Source organism: Oerskovia douganii (genome assembly GCF_015142735.1).
In the GTDB taxonomy this organism is placed as follows: domain Bacteria; phylum Actinomycetota; class Actinomycetes; order Actinomycetales; family Cellulomonadaceae; genus Oerskovia; species Oerskovia douganii.
In genome coordinates this window covers 120,584-136,792 of record NZ_JACSPN010000009.1, presented here as the reverse complement: position 1 = coordinate 136,792, position 16,209 = coordinate 120,584, and the positions used below count along the sequence as shown (strand labels likewise).

The following is a 16,209-nucleotide window of genomic DNA, read 5'->3' as shown; positions in this document are numbered from 1 at the left end:
CGGACGCCACATCTCGATGCTCGCCTACAAGACCGCCCAACGCGTCATCGGCTTCAACTAGACCCGCCCAGGCGCCCACGCGGTGCGCGACGCCGTCGAGCGCGGGCAAGGTCGGTCGCCTGGTCGGTGCACCGCACCGTGGTCGAGGAGGTCGCCTGACGAAGCGCGCCGCCGGGCACCGGGCCGGAGCAGTACCGGCGGCGATCATCAGCGGGTTGCGATCTCGGTAGAGTCGCGGCATGTTCGACCAGGCCATGGTGCGCATCCCCGTTTCGACCGCCTTGACGTTGGAGTTCGAACAGTCGTCTCCATACGGTCCCGACGACCCGTACGTGTCCGGAGTGCTCGTCCGGGCGGTCGGGGAGCACCTGCGGGTCGAGCAGCAGGTCATCGGTACCGGCGGACTCTCGGCGTTTCTGTACGGCCTGTACGGCGAGTTCCGGGGCTGGGCAGGCGAACGTACCTGGCAGTCGCTCGAGGACGAGCTGCGTGTTGCCGCGCGTCACGACGGTCACGTCCACCTCCGTTGGGAGGTCACGAACAGACCGTACGGCGACGACTCCTGGAGCTTCTCGACGACGACGCACCACGGGGCCGGTGAGGACGTGCGCCGCCTGGCAGATGCGTTCCGCGACCTTCTCGACACCTCGACCTGATCGCCGAGGTCGGCGCAACCTGATCGATCACGGGGTCGACCGCACTGTCGCTCCGCGCCCTCCGTCAGGAGAGACGTCCTCGCCCTACGACCCCACCGCCCCACACCGCCCGGCTCGCGTCCTCGACGCGGGCCGGGCGTCGTCGTGACGGGCAGCCGCGCCCGTAGCGGGTCGCGAGCGGCAGGACGGGACCGAAGGGCGGACGGCCCCGGGCACCCATGGAGCGGAAGCGGAGCGCAGACGGGGCGCAGGCGGGGCGCAGACGGTGCGCGCGGGCTGCCGCTCGGTCCTCGTCGTCGTGCTCCCGTCACCGTCTCGAGGGCGTGCGACGGCGTCACGTCGACAGTTTGTGCGTCGAAATCGACAGGTTGTGCAGAACGGCCCGGGGGGCGTCGAGAACCGCGCTGTGATAAAGGCGCTGGGCTCCGGAGGGACGCGAAGTCGTCCCACGGCGGCTCGGTTCCGCACAGACGGGGCGACTCAGACGTCACCCGGTCCGTGGCACGACCGCCGCAACGGGGCATCCACAGCGCGGCAGCACTTGGACAGTCGAAGGAGACACACGTGTACACCCGCAAGCGCGAGGAGATGGAAAGTCGATGAAGACGACGACGACGGCGCGACGACGCCAGACGATGCCACGAGGGGCCAAGGGAGCTGCGGCGCTCTCGGCGATCGCCCTGATCGCGGTGGCGGGCTGCACGAGCGGCACCTCCGACGAGGACGCCCCCAACAACTCCAGCGCGTTCACCACGCGTGAGGTCACGGACGGCAAGACCGAGTTCGTGGTCGTCACGAACCCCGGCGACGGCCCCGTCCTCTCCTACGGCAAGGACAGCGGGATCGAGCTCCTGACGGAGGAGGTCGACGGCAAGAAGGTCGCGTTCAAGGACATGAACGCCAACGGCACCCTCGACACGTGGGAGGACTGGCGCGAGACCGCTCAGGACCGTGCAGCGGCCCTGAGCGAGGAGCTGTCGGTCGAGCAGATCGCCGGACTGATGCTCTTCAGCTCGCACGAGCGCTCCCAGGCGGACGGGCTCACCGACGCCCAGAAGGAGTACCTCAAGGACTCCAACCTGCGCAACGTGCTGCACGCCGGCGCGAGCGACGCCGAGGCGACGGTCAAGTGGGCGAACGCGATGCAGGCCTACACGGAGACCCTCGCGGCCGAGGGCACCCCGTACGTCCCGGTGAACTTCGCGTCCGACCCGCGCTCGACCGCGGGCTCCGGCGGGTACAACGCCGAGGGCGCGGACATCTCGCGCTGGCCGTCCAACCTGGGTCTCGCCGCGACGTTCAACACCGAGCACACCAAGAACTTCGGCGAGATGTCCTCGGCCGAGTACCGTGCGCTCGGACTGACGACGGCTCTGTCGCCGCAGATCGACCTCGCGACCGAGCCGCGCTGGCTGCGCGTCGGCGGCACGTTCGGCGAGGACGCTGACCAGAACACCGAGCTGGCCGCGGCGTACGTCGACGGCTACCAGGGCAGCGAGGGCGAGGACCAGTGGGGTCCGGAGTCCGTCAACGCGATGATCAAGCACTGGTCCGGCGACGGTCCGGGCGAGGGCGGTCGCGAGGGGCACACCGACGCCGGCAAGTACGGCGTCTACCCCGGCGACAACATCGCGGCCCAGCAGCAGGCGTTCCTCGGCTCGCTCGACTCCGCGGCGGTCATGACGGCGTACTCGATCGCGCTCGACGCGAACGGTGACCCGAAGTTCACCGACCGCACGGGCACGGCGTACGACCAGGACCGCATGGACCAGCTCCGCAAGGACGCCGGCTACGAGGGCGTCGTGGTCACCGACTGGGGCGTCATGAGCGGCGCCAACGACGAGGGCGAGATGTTCGGCATGGCCTGGGGCGCCGAGGACCTCACCCCGGCCGAGCGCTACCTCAAGGTGCTGGGCACCGGCCACGACATGTTCGGTGGTGTCAACGACGCGACGCACATCCTCGAGGCGGCCGACCTGTGGCAGCAGAAGTTCGAGGCCGGTGAGCTCGAGGAGGACGCGAAGACCCGCTTCCAGGAGTCCGGTGCTCGCATCCTCACGATGTTCTTCAACCCGGGCCTCTACGAGAACCCGTTCCTCGACCTCGAGCAGTCGAAGTCCGTCCTCGCGAGCGAGGACAAGGTCGAGGCGGGCTACGCGGCCCAGCTCGACTCGGTCGTCATGCTGAAGAACGACGGCGAGACCATCGCGGCCGCGGACGCTGCGGACTGGAAGGACAAGACCGCCTACATCCCGCGCAACTACAACACCGGCTTCCCCAGCGCGTTCGGTCCCGGTGAGTACACCGAGGCTCCGAGCATCGACATCGAGACCGCCGAGAAGTACTTCGGCAAGGTCGTCACCGACGAGGCCGTGACGGACGCCGACGGTGTCGTGACCAGCTACACCGCCCCCGACCTCACCGACGTCGACGTCGTCCTCGTCGGCATGGACTCCCCGGACAACGGCGGCAACTTCTCCAACATCGGTCACGACCTGGAGAACGACACCTGGTACCCGCTGTCCCTGCAGTACCGCCCGTACACGGCTGACGGTGAGCACGTCCGCAAGGTCTCCCTCTCGGGCGACATCCTGGCCGACGGCACCAAGCAGAACCGCTCGTACTTCGGCAACACCTCGAAGATCGCGAACGAGTCCGACCTGGACGCGTTCGAGCGCGCCACGGCCGCCGTCGAGGCGACCGGCAAGGACATCCCAGTGATCACGGTCCTCAAGGCGATCAACCCGGTCGTCCCGACCGAGTTCGAGGGCACGTCCGACGCGATCGTCGTGGGCTTCGGCACCAGCGACCAGGCGCTCATCGAGGTCGCGCTCGGCCTCTACGAGCCGCAGGGCCGCCTGCCGATCCAGTTCCCGAAGGACATGGACACGGTCGAGGCTCAGCTCGAGGACGTCTCGAAGGACATGACGCCCTACACGGACTCCGCGGGCAGCTCGTACGACTACGGCTTCGGCCTGAACTACGCGGGGCCGATCACGGACTGACGGCGACGCACGGGTGGCCGGCGGCCTGAGCCGGCGGTCACCCGGGTACCGGGGCGTCCACAGGGACGCCCCGGTACACCCGTAAGGCTGCGGGACGTTCTCGTAGCCAGATCTCACCAAGGAGCAGAAGTGAAGCAGAACAAGGTGCTGACCACCGGCCTCGGCGTCGTGCTGGGCCTGACGGGGCTCTTCGGCCTCACCGCGTGCGGCAGCGGCGACGGAGACTCCGGCGCGAACACCTCCGCAGAGCAGGCAGCGGACGTGGACATCAAGGAAGACCTCGAGAACGCAAAGACGGCCGTCACGGACGCCCTGGCCGAGGACGACTCCTGGGCCCAGATTATGCTTGCCAGCGACGTCAAGGCCCCGACCGTCAAGTACGGCCTCCTCGTCGTGCCCTACACGGCCTCCGACGCCGCGTCGCGCGTGCAGGGCACGGTCGACATCAAGGACGGCAAGTTCACGATCGAGGGCGACTCGGCCGCTACCGGCCAGACGTGGCAGATCGACCAGGACGGAAAGATCTCCGAGGTCTCGGAGTAGCCCTACGGAGCACCGCCCGGTCCCTGGCCAGACGACGTCCGCGGGACCGGGCCGTCGACCCATCACGACGAGACGCTGGCAGTGCGTCACGTCTGCGGCGCGAGCCGTCGGTCACCCCATGACCTGATCGCTGCCCGCACTCGAGGAGGAATGCAGTGAACGCCAAGGCGAAGAACGCCGATCGGCCGAAGAAGCCGATGTCGAACAAGAAGTACCTGTGGATCTGGGCGCCGACGCTCGCCACAGTGACCGTCGTGACGGTCGTCGCGAACGTGGCGCTCAACGTCGCTGGTGGCTGGGTCGCGTCCCAGTTCGGCTCCGGCACGTACGAGTTCACGAACGCGGCGGAGTCGGCCGGTTGGGACACCGAGTACTACACCTCCGACTTCGGCTCGATCGACGAGGTCGACGCCGCCGCCAAGACCCTCGTCGAGGAGATCGCGGCCGGTGGCATCGTCCTGGCGAAGAACGAGGCCGGTGCGCTCCCGCTCGCCCCGAGCTCGCGCGTCACGATGCTGGGTCGCGCGGCCGCCGACCCCGTGTTCGGCGGCTCGGGCTCCGGCTCGGTCGACACGAACTCGGCCGTCACGGCGCGTGCCGGTCTGGAGAACGCGGGCTTCGAGGTCAACGACCAGGTCTTCACGACGATCGAGGCGTTCGCCGCCGAGAACCCTCGGGGCTACATCGAGATGGACCGCCCCGACATCTCCACCTACTACATCGGTGAGCTGCCGGTGAGCGAGTACGAGGCGCAGTCGGCGTCGTTCGCGGACTACTCCGACGCAGCCGTCGTCTACGTCGGTCGCCCGGGCGGTGAGGGCGGTGACCTCACGCAGGACATGACGGACTGGGACGAGAACGCCGAGGCCGGCCAGCACCAGCTCGAGCTCAACAAGGACGAGAAGGACCTCATCGCCCTGGCTAAGGAGAACTTCGAGACCGTCGTCGTCGTGGTCAACGCCTCGACGACGATCGAGATGGGCCCGCTCCAGGACGACCCCGAGGTCGACGCGATCCTCCTGGCCGGCTCGCCGGGGGCGACCGGACTCGACGCGCTGGGGGACATCCTGGCGGGCGAGGTGAACCCGTCCGGCCGTACCTCGGACCTGTGGGCGACGGACTTCACGGCCGACCCGACGTACGTCAACTTCGGCCAGTTCGTGTACGAGAACATCGAGGCGTCGTTCCCGGTCCCCGCGATCGAGAAGGCGACGTCCAACGCGACGCTGACCCCGGACGCCCCGTTCGTGAACTACGCCGAGGGCATCTACTTCGGCTACCGGTACTACGAGACGGCAGCGGCCGAGGGCTTCATCGACTACGACCAGGCCGTCGTGTACCCGTTCGGGTACGGCCTGAGCTACTCGGACTTCTCGTGGGACGTCGTGAGCACCGAGGCCGGTGACGTCGACGGCACGATCTCCGTGACGGTCGAGGTCACCAACACCGGCGCCACGGCGGGCAAGGACGTCGTCGAGCTCTACTACACCGCGCCCTACACGGCCGGCGGGATCGAGAAGTCCGAGGTCGTCCTCGGCGGCTTCACCAAGACGGGGCTGATCGAGCCCGGTGCGAGCGAGACCGTCACGATCGACCTCGCGGTCGAGGAGATGGCCTCGTACGACCACCAGGACAACGCGGCCTACGTGCTCGAGGCGGGTGACTACGTCATCTCGCTGCGCACCGACTCCCACACGGTCGCCCCGGGTACGACGCCGATCACCTACACGGTCGAGTCCGACGTCGTGTATTCGGGCGACAACCACCGCTCGAGCGACCTCGCCGAGGTCACCAACCAGTTCGACGACGTCTCGGCGCAGTTCAGCGACGAGCCGACCGAGGGCAAGATCCTCTCGATGTCCCGTGCGGACTTCGCCGGGACGTTCCCGACGGCCCCGACCGCGGACATGCTCGTCGCGGACCAGGCGGTCCAGGAGGGCTTCCAGCCCTGGGACGACGAGGCCGCAGCCGCCGCGTTCGATGGCGAGATGCCCACGACCGGTGCTCAGACGGACCTGACGCTCGTCGACATGCGCGGTCTGGCCAAGGACGACCCGAAGTGGGACGAGCTGCTCGACTCGATCTCGGTCGGCGACATGACCAGCATGCTGCTCAACGGCGCCTACCAGACGGCTGCGATCGGCTCGATCGCCAAGCCGCAGACTGTCGAGCCCGACGGCCCCGCCGGGTTCTCCTCGTTCATCAACTCGTCGATCAACGGCGTGGCCTACCCGTCCGAGTTCCTCATCGCGCAGACGTGGGACGTCGAGCTCGGTGCGGCGATGGGCGAGATGCTCGGCAACGAGGCGATGTTCAAGGACATCAACGGCTGGTACGCACCCGCGATGAACCTCCACCGCTCGCCGTTCGGCGGCCGCAACTTCGAGTACTACTCGGAGGACCCGTTCCTCTCGGGCGCGATGGCGACCGCGGTGTCCAACGGTGCGGCGAGCATGGGCGTGTACACGGCGCTCAAGCACTTCGCGCTCAACGAGCAGGAGACCAACCGCGTCAACAACGGCATCGCCACCTGGGCCGACGAGCAGACGATCCGCGAGATCTACCTCAAGCCGTTCGAGATGGCCGTCAAGAACATCACCATGGACGTCCAGTACGTGTCCGACGACAACGGCACGATCTCGGAGACGACGATCGGCGCCGGTGGCGTCATGAGCTCGTTCAACCGCATCGGCGCCACGTGGGCCGGCGGCTCCGAGGCGCTCATGACGAACGTCCTGCGCACCGAGTGGGGCTTCGAGGGCTTCGCGATCTCGGACTTCAACCTGTACCCCTACATGAGCCCCAACCAGGGCATCAGCGCGGGCACGGACCTGACGCTGACGTTCCAGCCGTCGAAGTCTTTCGTGGACACCTCCTCGGCCAAGGCGGTCAGCGACATCCGTGAGGCGACGCACAACATCCTGTTCACGGTGGCGAACTCCAACGCCATGAACGGCCTCGCGCCGGGCGCCACGGTCACGTACACGCCTCCGACCTGGGTCTACATCCAGATCGGCGCGACCGTGCTGATCGGTCTGCTCGTCCTGGCCGGCGGGTTCATGGTCACGCGCCGTGTCCTGCGGCACCGCAAGGCGGAGGCACCCGTCGCCGCCAAGGAGCCGGCAACGGTGGGCGCCGACTCCTGACAGGCCGACCTTCGCCCCCTTCCGAGCAGCCGACCCCCTCCAGCTGCTCGGGAGGGGGCGAAGGTCTTTCCGTCCCGGGTCACTCCCGCCCGCGGCGCGGTGCGCGCGGGTGCTCGAGGAGCTCGCTGACCGACCGGCGGCAGTCCTCGGGCGGCGAGACCTCCTCGGCCAGCGCCACGACCCAGCCCGAGAGCCTGCGCAGAGCCACGTTGTGGTCGTTCGACGCGGCGCGCAGCACGCTGATTGCCTCGTGCGCGCTGACATCGCACGTCACCACCGACCGGACAGCAGGTCGTGGCGGAACTGGCCGACCGGGGGAGCGCCGACAGGATCACCGGAGCGGGATGCAGTGACCGGCTCGTGCCGGGAGGGGGCGATGGTCGTGGTGCGGCGGCTCCTTCGGTGGGATCTCTGCTCGGTGGTCGGCACCGCCTCGTGCCGATCACCCTTCGACGATCCCGCGTCCGGTGGTCGCGCACCTCGGCCGGAGGTCGCGATCCTGCGCGGCCCGTACCGCCCGTGCGGTACGGGCCGCGGGTCTTTCGCCGATGGCGACGTCTGGGCGACGGGCAGGCGGGGGACACGGCATCCCGTGGAAATACTGTGCCAAGCGGTCGCGGTGAAGTGCCGTCCTTCTCCTCGGTCGGGCGCATGCCTGGATGCAGTAGAGCCGACGTGCACCGCGGTCGTGTCGGCGCCGATCCGTTCTGGCCGCCTGCGACAGGGTCCCGTCAGCAGTCGGTCAGTGGCCAACCGGTCGCAGCGCCGTCTCTACCGCAGCGGTGACGGACGAGAGTATGGGCGCGTCGGGATCGACGGTGATCCGGTGAAGGAGCAGGCCGTCGCAGGACGCCATCAGGAGCAGGGTTCCCGCCTCGGCCCTTGGCCCGCCGATCCTCACCAGGAGCCGGCGTACCCAGTCCTCGAAGACTGCGCGCTGGTGCAGCAGAGGGGTGATGGCGTCCTCGTCGAGCGCGTCGAGGAACAGTGCGTATCGGGCGCGGGTGCGCGCCGCCAGTGGTCCGGACTGCACCTCGATCAGCCGAACGAGCATCCGCGAGAGATCCTCTGCCGTCCGGATCTCCTCGGGGGTGCCGCCGTCCTGGCGCTCGCTCTCCGCGATCCACTCGATGACCCCGGCGACCAGGGCGGCGCGGGTGCGGAAGTGATTCGACGTCGACCCCGGCGGGAGCCCGGCTGCCGCATCGACTCGGCCGTGCGTCAGGGCTCGTACGCCGTCGGTGCCGACGAGCCGCACCGCGGCATCAAGGGCCCGTCGCCGCGTCTCGTTCATGTTTCCCAGCCTAGAGGACTATGAATCTAGTGGCCGACGATCCACAATGAAACTACGACCATAGTGGGTCGAGGTGGTGGAGGAGGCTCCTCATGGACGCGCCGGGTACTCAGGACGCGACGGCCGGGGACACCTGGTCTCCGCCGCTTCTGGAGGCGGCAGGGTTCGAGCACGCGATGGTCCAGACGACGGGCCTGCGCACGCACGTCGCCTCGATCGGTGCCGGTGACCCGGTCGTGATGCTGCACGGCTTTCCGGAGCACTGGTGGCAGTGGCGCCTCATCGCGCCGACGATCGCTGCGCACGGCTACCGGGTGATCTGCCCGGATCTGCGGGGGTCGGGCTGGACCGAAGCGGCGGATCCGCGCTTCGGGCCGGAGTCGCAGCTCGACGACGTCGTCGCCGTGCTCGATGCTCTCGGGGTCGCCCGGGCGCACTTCGTCTGCCACGACATGGGTGCCATCTCAGGCATGCAGCTCTCCTACCGCAGCCCGGAACGGGTGCGCACGATGCTGCAGCTCGCCGTCCCTCCGGGGTTCATGGAGTTCACTCCGAAGGTGATGCCCGCGTTCGCGCACATGCCCGCGCTGCTGATGCACCGTCGGGGCCGGTCGCTGCGCTACCTCTTCAGCCCGCGGTACGTTGCCCGGCCGTTGACGGAGGACACGATCGAGGCGTACCTGCGCGTGCACGAGCGACGTGAGGTCGAGAGAGCGGTCACTGCGCTGTACCGCGGCATGGTCATCCCGGTGTCGATGCGCCTCCTGCGTGGCGTGTACAAGCGGATGCGGCTGCAGCCGCCGACCCTGACCGCCTTCGGTCGTCGAGACGGACCGTTCGCCGAGCCGACCGTTCGGCGCATCTGCCGGGACCACGAACGGCGCGCCGACCGGTTCGAGCTCGCCTTCATCGATGACGCAGCCCACTTCGTCACGGACGATGCGCCAGACGCAGTCGTCGCGCTCGCGCTGGACTGGTTCGAGCGGGGCGCGTCGTAGCCCGCTGTCGGTGGTTGTCGACAGGTCTTGCGTAGTAGCTCCCATGAGAAGCGGCGACCGCGGCGCTGAAGGCCGGCGTTGTGCGGCACAACGGTTAGCACTACTTTGTGGCAACCACCGCTGACTGGAGCTTGGGGGGAGTACACCGAAGGGCAGAAGACGCGGGATGCGTTCTGCGTGGAGGCGTGAGGCTGGGGGTTGGTTCCTGGCCGCAGTGTGAGGTCGATGGGGTGTCACCAACGTCATGACACAGAACACCTAGGAGTGCTTGGCCGGGTTGGTGGCGATGAGGTTCTCGGCCAGGGCTCCGTCCAGGATGCTCACGAGCAGGACGTGGACCTTGCGGACGCTGTTGGGTCCTAGGCCTGTTCCTTCCTTGCCCCGGTCATGGTTGCCGCGGGCTTCGTGGTCGCCGTAGAGCCGGGTGATGCGCGCGGCCCGCAGGTCCACCAGCGGCACGGACCCGATGTGCGGGTCGATGTGCAGGCGCACGCAGCGGCCGTAGGTCTCGACCGTCGATGGCGATGTCCGGCTTCCGGTGAGCCAGTCTGCGGCGAACTGGGACACGGTCACCTTCGTGTCGAGGCGCTCGCCGGTCTCAACTGTGACGGCAGCCCGCAGTGTCTTCGCCGCTTCGCCCTTGATGGTGAATCCGCCGACGCCCTTGCGTGCAGTGCCTGCCTCGGGATCGTCGGGGTCGACGAGCACCCGGTACTCGATGCGGTACCGGGTGCCGGCGACCGTCTGGTAGGTCCGCAACGAGCCGTCTCCTCGGCGTCCCGGTCGGGCGCTCATGTAGCGGTCGGGATCGGCGCGTCATTGGTCAGAAGCGCGAGGAGCTTCTCGCGGGGCGCGACGACGCGAGGTCCGGCGGCGGGGGGACTGGTCTGCGTCGAGGCCTGCTCCAGGGTGCGCTTGTCGACGTCGAGGATGCGGGCGGTCTCGGCCCTGTTGATGGTGGCTCGCCGGCTCGCGCGCAGCTCGTCGAGGGTGTTGATGGCGCGGGGCTCGGTGGCGGTCTCAGGTGCCTGGCTCTGTGTGCTCATGCTCACCGCCCATGCGGCGATGTGTCGTACGGCACCTGGCCGTTACGGGCTGCGCCCTGATCATTCGCCGGGGCGAGAGGCACGTAGAGGCCTTGAGTGGGCCACGTCTGAGTGTGTCTCCGCAGTTCACGGGCCAGACGCAGAGGTGCCCCGGGTGGGATTCGAACCCACACTGGATCGGGTTTGAGCCGAACGCCTCTGCCGGTTGGGCTACCGGGGCACTGACCGTCCGGGGAGCACGAGGATCCCGCAGCGGTGCGTGGACCATCGAACCACAGAACCGGGACGAAACGAGAATCACACCCTCAGCGCGGGGCGAACGGGGGGTTCTCCCACTACGATGATGGACGTGAGTGACGACAACGCGCAGCCCGATGCCACGGCACCGCTCGACCTGCCCCCCCTGATCCAGCCCGAACCGAGTGCCGAGCCGGAGGCCCCCGCTGCGCCGTCGGGTGCGCGACCTGCCCGCCGTGCCGTCGTCGCGGAGGACGAGGCGCTGATCCGCATGGACGTCGTCGAGACGCTCCGCGAGGCGGGCTTCGACGTCGTGGGCGAGGCGGGCGACGGTGAGACGGCGGTCAAGCTGGCTCTCGAGCTCAAGCCCGACGTCGTCGTGATGGACGTCAAGATGCCCGAGCTCGACGGCATCTCCGCGGCCGAGCGCATCGGCAAGGCGCACGTCGCGCCCGTGGTGCTGCTGACCGCGTTCTCGCAGACGGAGCTCGTCGAGCGTGCGCGGGACGCCGGGGCGATGGCCTACGTCGTCAAGCCCTTCAGCCCCTCGGACCTGCTGCCTGCGGTGGAGATCGCGATCTCGCGCTACTCGCAGATCAGCGCGCTCGAGGCCGAGGTCGCGGACCTGGCGGAGCGTTTCGAGACCCGCAAGCGCGTCGACCGCGCCAAGGGCCTGCTGATGACCAAGATGGGCCTCTCGGAGCCCGAGTCGTTCCGATGGATCCAGAAGACGTCGATGGACCGTCGTCTGACCATGCGCGAGGTCGCGGACGCCGTGATCGAGCAGGTCGGCGGAGCCTGATCCACTGCTTCGTCCAGGTCGACGCCTCACTGACCGGGCCGTGAACAGCCTCTTTGTTCGGGACGCTCAACAAGGCTATCGTCGTGGACAGGTGTCCAGGTCGAAGACCCGGATTCTCACGAAGCATCAGTCGATCGAAGACCGGGGGCGCTCGTCGGTGGCAGATAGCTCGACTGCCGCCGGGGGCGTTCAGGGTCGGAAGATCCTACGAGGAGGTTCCACGTGCGTGCAGCAGTAGTGGTCAGGCCTGCGGTCGGCGACGACCTCCCTGGTGTCGCTGCACTCTGTGCCGAGGCGCGACGCGAGTCCGCTGCCGGGCCCCAGGTCTGCTTCTCCGACGAGTCCAAGCTGGTCCGCCAGCTCCGCGTCCTGCTCTCGGTGCCGGGCGGGACGGCGCTCGTGGCCTTCCATGACGACGTGCCGGTCGGTTTCCTGCTGGCTCGCGTGCTCGACCCGCACATCTTCAACGACGAGCCCAGCCTGTACATCGAGGCCCTCTACGTGTCCCAGGACGCGCGACGTCGGGGGGTCGGCCACGCGTTGCTCACGGCGACCGCGGAGCTCGCCGCAGAGCACGGGGCGATCGACGTGTTCTCGGTGCCGATCCCTGGCTCGCGGGGCGTGCAGCGTTTCCTCGCACGGCTCGGTTTCGCGCCGGCCGCAGGCCACCGCGTCGTGTCGACGGCGGTGCTCCAGCGGCGGCTCGCCGCGGACTCCGGCACGCTGCGGCGCGGCGCCCGGAGCCTCGAGGACCTCATCGCGCGCCGACGCAAGGCGCGGACGGACGGGCAGACCGGGCCGGTGGACCTGCGGGGGTTCCAGGACGACTACCGCCGCGAGGTCGCGGCCGGGCTCGACGCCCCGCTCGTGAGCGAGCCGGCCTCCCGCTGACGCGTCCCCACGACTGCACGAGGGGCCCGGACCGAAGACTCCTTCGGTCCGGGCCCCTCGTCGTGCGCAGGGGGCGCACCCGGTCTCAGGGGGTGTCGAGCACCATGCACGTGAGGCGCGCCGTGCACACGCGTCGTTCCTGGTCGTCGACGACGACGATCTCGTAGCTCGCGGTGGTACGCCCTAGGTGCAGCGCGGTCGCGACGCCGTGCACCGAGCCCGACCGCACCCCCCGGTGATGTGTGGCGTTGATCTCGATGCCCACGGCCGCGCGTCCCGCGCCCGCGTGGATCTGGGCCGCGATCGACCCCAGGGTCTCCGCGAGCACGACCGAGGCGCCACCGTGCAGCAGGCCGGCGGGCTGGGTGTTGCCGAGGACCGGCATGCTGCCGGTCACGCGGTCGGGGGCGACCTCGTCGAGCGTGATGCCCATGCGTTCGATGAGGGTTCCCGCGGTGCTCGCGCGCAGGGCCTCGAGCGCGGCGTCGTCGGGGGAGGGGGACGGGCTCTCGGCTCCGTGCGTGTCAGTCATAGCGGATAGGTTTGCACCCGTGACCACCACTGCGCGACCTCGCCTCCTGCTGATCGACGGACACTCGATGGCCTACCGGGCCTACTTCGCCCTGCCGGTCGAGAAGTTCTCGACGACCACGGGCCAGTCGACGAACGCCGTCTACGGGTTCGTCTCGATGCTGACGAACCTGCTGCGCGACGAGAAGCCCACGCACGTCGCGGTCGCGTTCGACGCGGGGCGCGCGTCGTTCCGCACCGAGGTCCTGCCGACGTACAAGGGCACGCGCGACGCGAGCCCCGAGCCCTTCAAGGGGCAGGTCCCGCTCATCAAGGACATCCTCGCGACGCTCAACATCCCCGTCCTGCAGAAGGAGAACTTCGAGGCGGACGACATCTTCGCGACGCTCGCGACCCAGGCCGCGGCCGTGGGGATGGAGGTCCTGATCTGCTCGGGGGACCGCGACTCGTTCCAGCTCGTGCGCGACGACGTGACCGTGCTCTACCCCAAGGTCGGGGTCTCGACGCTCGCGCGCATGACGCCCGAGGCGGTCCTGGAGAAGTACGGCGTCCCGCCCGAGCGCTACCCGGACCTCGCGGCCCTCGTGGGGGAGACGAGCGACAACCTCCCCGGCATCCCGGGCGTGGGCCCCAAGACGGCCGCCAAGTGGATCAACGCCTACGACGGCCTGGACGGCGTGCTCGCCTCGGCGGACAAGATCACGGGCAAGGCCGGGGAGAACCTGCGGGCCAACCTCGACCAGGTGCGGCTCAACCGCCGGCTCAACGCGCTGCTCACCGACATGGAGCTCCCGCTCGGTCCCGACGACCTCCTGGTGCAGCCCTGGGACCGCGAGGCCATGCACCGCGTGTTCGACGCCCTGGAGTTCACGGCGCTGCGCGAGCGCCTGTTCGCGCTCGCCCCCGAGGGCGAGGAGGACGTCGAGGAGGGCTTCGACGTCTCGCTCGCGACGCTCGGCCAGGGCGAGCTCGGCGCCTGGCTCACGGCGCGCAAGGAGCGCCCCGTGGGGCTCGTCGTCGCGGGCAAGGCCGCCCCGGTGGGCGGTGACGCGTGGGCGCTCGCCGTGGCGGACGACGGCGCAGCGGCGGTCTCCGTCGACCTCGCCGACGTCGCGGTCGTCGACGAGCAGGCCCTGGCGGCGTGGCTCGCGGACGTCGACGCGCCCAAGGTGGTGCACGGCGCCAAGGCCACCTGGCACGAGCTCGCCTCGCGCGGCTTCGACCTGCGCGGCGTCGTGTTCGACACCGAGCTCGCGGCCTACCTGTGCCACCCCGACCAGCGGGGCTACGACCTGGGCGACCTCGCGATCCGCCACCTCAAGCGCGAGCTGCGGGTCGAGGAGGTCGACGAGCCGCAGGGCGCGCTGGACCTCTCGCTCGACGGGTCGGGCGAGGACGAGCGAGACGCCGTGCGCGCGACGGGGGTCCTCGAGCTCTCGGAGGTGCTGGCGGGCGAGCTCCGCGACCGCGGCGCGGACCACCTGCTCAAGGACCTCGAGCTGCCGCTCGTCGACGTCCTCGCCCGCATGGAGTCCCGGGGGATCGCTGCCGACGTCGACTACCTCACGGAGCTCGAGAAGCACTTCGGCGAGCTCGTCGCGACCGCGGCGGCCGAGGCCTACGACGTGATCGGTCGGGAGGTGAACCTGGGCTCGCCCAAGCAGCTCCAGGAGGTCCTGTTCGACCAGCTCGACATGCCCAAGACCAAGAAGATCAAGACCGGCTACACGACGGACGCCGCGGCGCTCGCGGACCTGTTCGCCAAGACGGGGCACCCGTTCCTGGAGCACCTGCTCGCGCACCGCGACGCCACGCGCCTGCGCCAGACGGTCGAGGGCCTGCTCAAGTCGGTCGCCCCGGACGGGCGCATCCACACGACGTTCCAGCAGACCATCGCGGCGACCGGGCGCCTGAGCTCGACCGACCCGAACCTGCAGAACATCCCCATCCGCACCGAGGCCGGGCGTCGCATCCGCCGGGCGTTCGTGGTGGGCGAGGGCTACGAGACCCTGCTGACCGCGGACTACAGCCAGATCGAGATGCGCATCATGGCGCACCTGTCGGGCGACGAGGGCCTCATCGAGGCCTTCAACTCGGGCGAGGACCTGCACAGCTACGTGGGCTCGCGCGTGTTCGACGTCCCGACCGACCAGGTCACCCCTGCCATGCGGTCCAAGATCAAGGCCATGTCCTACGGGCTGGCCTACGGCCTGTCCTCGTTCGGCCTCTCGCAGCAGCTCAACATCTCGGTGGGCGAGGCCGCGGGCCTCATGGAGGACTACTTCACGCGCTTCGGCGGCGTGCGCGACTACCTCACGGGAGTCGTCGACGAGGCCCGGGTCACGGGCTACACCGCGACCATCCTGGGTCGCCGTCGCTACCTGCCGGACCTCACGAGCGACAACCGCCAGCGTCGGGACATGGCCGAGCGCATGGCGCTCAACGCTCCCATCCAGGGCAGCGCGGCCGACATCATCAAGGTCGCGATGCTCGGCGTCCAGCGTGCGATCGACGAGCAGGACCTGCGCTCGCGCCTGCTCCTGCAGGTCCACGACGAGCTCGTGGTCGAGGTCGCACCGGGGGAGCGGGACGCGGTCGAGGAGCTCTTGCGCCATGAGATGGGCGCGGCCGCGAAGCTCTCGGTCCCGCTCGACGTCTCGGTGGGCTCGGGGCGGACCTGGCACGACGCGGGGCACTGACGGCAGGTCCGTCCCGCGGCGCGCGGTGCCCGACGGCGTCGCGCGCCTCCTCGGGTCGGGCTCAGGACCGGGTGAAGCGTGAGCCGCCGTACTTCTTGTGGACGGCCTGTCGGCTGACCCCGAGGATCGTCGCGATCGCCGCCCAGGAGATGCCGCGGGTCCGTGCGCGGCGGACCACGACGGCCTCGCGGCGGTCGGCCTCGTGCCGCAGGTCGCGGAGTGCGGCGAGGGCGTGCAGCGGGTCATCGTCCTCGGCGGCATGGACGAGCATCGTCATGTCCGGCTCCTTCATCGGTTCCTCCGGTCGGGTGGCGTGACCGCCACATTGTCAACATAGGTTGACGGCGCGCGATCCGTCAAC

General features: G+C 69.4%; 14 protein-coding genes and 1 tRNA gene. 8 read left to right on the top strand and 7 right to left on the bottom strand.

The window, feature by feature from the left end:
* The first annotated feature begins 239 nt into the window (after positions 1-239).
* The 4 genes from H9623_RS09190 to H9623_RS09175 all read left to right on the top strand — a co-directional run bounded on the left by H9623_RS09190 (position 240) and on the right by H9623_RS09175 (position 7,350).
* A complete protein-coding gene (locus H9623_RS09190) occupies positions 240-656 on the top strand; it encodes a DUF6228 family protein (RefSeq protein WP_227748411.1) in 417 nt (138 codons plus the stop codon).
* Between the two features lie 599 nt (positions 657-1,255).
* Positions 1,256-3,661, top strand: a complete 2,406-nt coding sequence (locus H9623_RS09185; RefSeq protein WP_193719747.1) for a glycoside hydrolase family 3 N-terminal domain-containing protein — start codon at positions 1,256-1,258, stop codon at positions 3,659-3,661.
* A gap of 129 nt (positions 3,662-3,790) precedes the next feature.
* On the top strand, positions 3,791-4,204 hold the full coding sequence (locus tag H9623_RS09180; protein WP_193719746.1) for a hypothetical protein: 414 nt from the start codon (positions 3,791-3,793) through the stop codon (positions 4,202-4,204).
* Positions 4,205-4,359: 155 nt separating this feature from the next.
* Complete coding sequence (locus H9623_RS09175) at positions 4,360-7,350, top strand: glycoside hydrolase family 3 protein (RefSeq protein ID WP_193719745.1); 2,991 nt, start codon at positions 4,360-4,362, stop codon at positions 7,348-7,350.
* Positions 7,351-7,429: 79 nt separating this feature from the next.
* On the opposite strand, the gene H9623_RS09170 is transcribed toward H9623_RS09175, so the two are convergent.
* Together H9623_RS09170 and H9623_RS09165 are read right to left on the bottom strand one after the other, a co-directional pair.
* Positions 7,430-7,588: a hypothetical protein gene (locus H9623_RS09170; RefSeq protein ID WP_193719744.1), complete on the bottom strand. Its 159-nt coding sequence runs from the start codon at positions 7,586-7,588 to the stop codon at positions 7,430-7,432.
* Positions 7,589-8,092: 504 nt separating this feature from the next.
* On the bottom strand, positions 8,093-8,644 hold the full coding sequence (locus H9623_RS09165; protein ID WP_193719743.1) for a TetR/AcrR family transcriptional regulator: 552 nt from the start codon (positions 8,642-8,644) through the stop codon (positions 8,093-8,095).
* Between the two features lie 92 nt (positions 8,645-8,736).
* On the opposite strand from H9623_RS09165, the gene H9623_RS09160 reads away from it, so the two are divergent.
* Positions 8,737-9,642 (top strand): alpha/beta fold hydrolase, encoded by a 906-nt coding sequence (locus H9623_RS09160; protein ID WP_193719742.1) that lies wholly within the window; start codon positions 8,737-8,739, stop codon positions 9,640-9,642.
* A 258-nt stretch (positions 9,643-9,900) separates the two neighbouring features.
* On the opposite strand, the gene H9623_RS09155 is transcribed toward H9623_RS09160, so the two are convergent.
* The 3 genes from H9623_RS09155 to H9623_RS09145 form a co-directional block, all read right to left on the bottom strand.
* Positions 9,901-10,437, bottom strand: coding sequence for a tyrosine-type recombinase/integrase (locus H9623_RS09155; RefSeq protein ID WP_193719741.1), 537 nt, complete (start codon positions 10,435-10,437; stop codon positions 9,901-9,903).
* Positions 10,434-10,688 carry a hypothetical protein gene (locus H9623_RS09150; protein ID WP_193719740.1) on the bottom strand — a complete coding sequence of 85 codons (255 nt, stop codon included), beginning with the start codon at positions 10,686-10,688 and terminating at the stop codon, positions 10,434-10,436. Before H9623_RS09150 ends, H9623_RS09155 begins: the two co-directional genes overlap by 4 nt.
* Positions 10,689-10,834: 146 nt before the next feature.
* Positions 10,835-10,908, bottom strand: a tRNA-Leu gene (locus H9623_RS09145).
* Between the two features lie 120 nt (positions 10,909-11,028).
* Between H9623_RS09145 and H9623_RS09140 the strand changes: the two genes are divergently transcribed.
* Both H9623_RS09140 and H9623_RS09135 read left to right on the top strand, forming a co-directional pair.
* Positions 11,029-11,727, top strand: coding sequence for an ANTAR domain-containing response regulator (locus H9623_RS09140; RefSeq protein WP_193719739.1), 699 nt, complete (start codon positions 11,029-11,031; stop codon positions 11,725-11,727).
* Between the two features lie 222 nt (positions 11,728-11,949).
* Complete coding sequence (locus H9623_RS09135) at positions 11,950-12,618, top strand: GNAT family N-acetyltransferase (protein WP_193719738.1); 669 nt, start codon at positions 11,950-11,952, stop codon at positions 12,616-12,618.
* An 85-nt stretch (positions 12,619-12,703) separates the two neighbouring features.
* Here H9623_RS09135 and H9623_RS09130 read toward each other — a convergent pair whose 3' ends face one another.
* Positions 12,704-13,150 (bottom strand): hotdog fold thioesterase, encoded by a 447-nt coding sequence (locus H9623_RS09130; protein WP_193719737.1) that lies wholly within the window; start codon positions 13,148-13,150, stop codon positions 12,704-12,706.
* Between H9623_RS09130 and polA the strand changes: the two genes are divergently transcribed.
* Positions 13,044-15,848 (top strand): DNA polymerase I, encoded by a 2,805-nt coding sequence (gene polA / locus H9623_RS09125; RefSeq protein ID WP_407671887.1) that lies wholly within the window; start codon positions 13,044-13,046, stop codon positions 15,846-15,848. The genes H9623_RS09130 and polA overlap by 107 nt on opposite strands.
* A gap of 61 nt (positions 15,849-15,909) precedes the next feature.
* Here polA and H9623_RS09120 read toward each other — a convergent pair whose 3' ends face one another.
* Positions 15,910-16,125 carry a hypothetical protein gene (locus H9623_RS09120; protein ID WP_227748410.1) on the bottom strand — a complete coding sequence of 72 codons (216 nt, stop codon included), beginning with the start codon at positions 16,123-16,125 and terminating at the stop codon, positions 15,910-15,912.
* Positions 16,126-16,209: the final 84 nt, after the last annotated feature.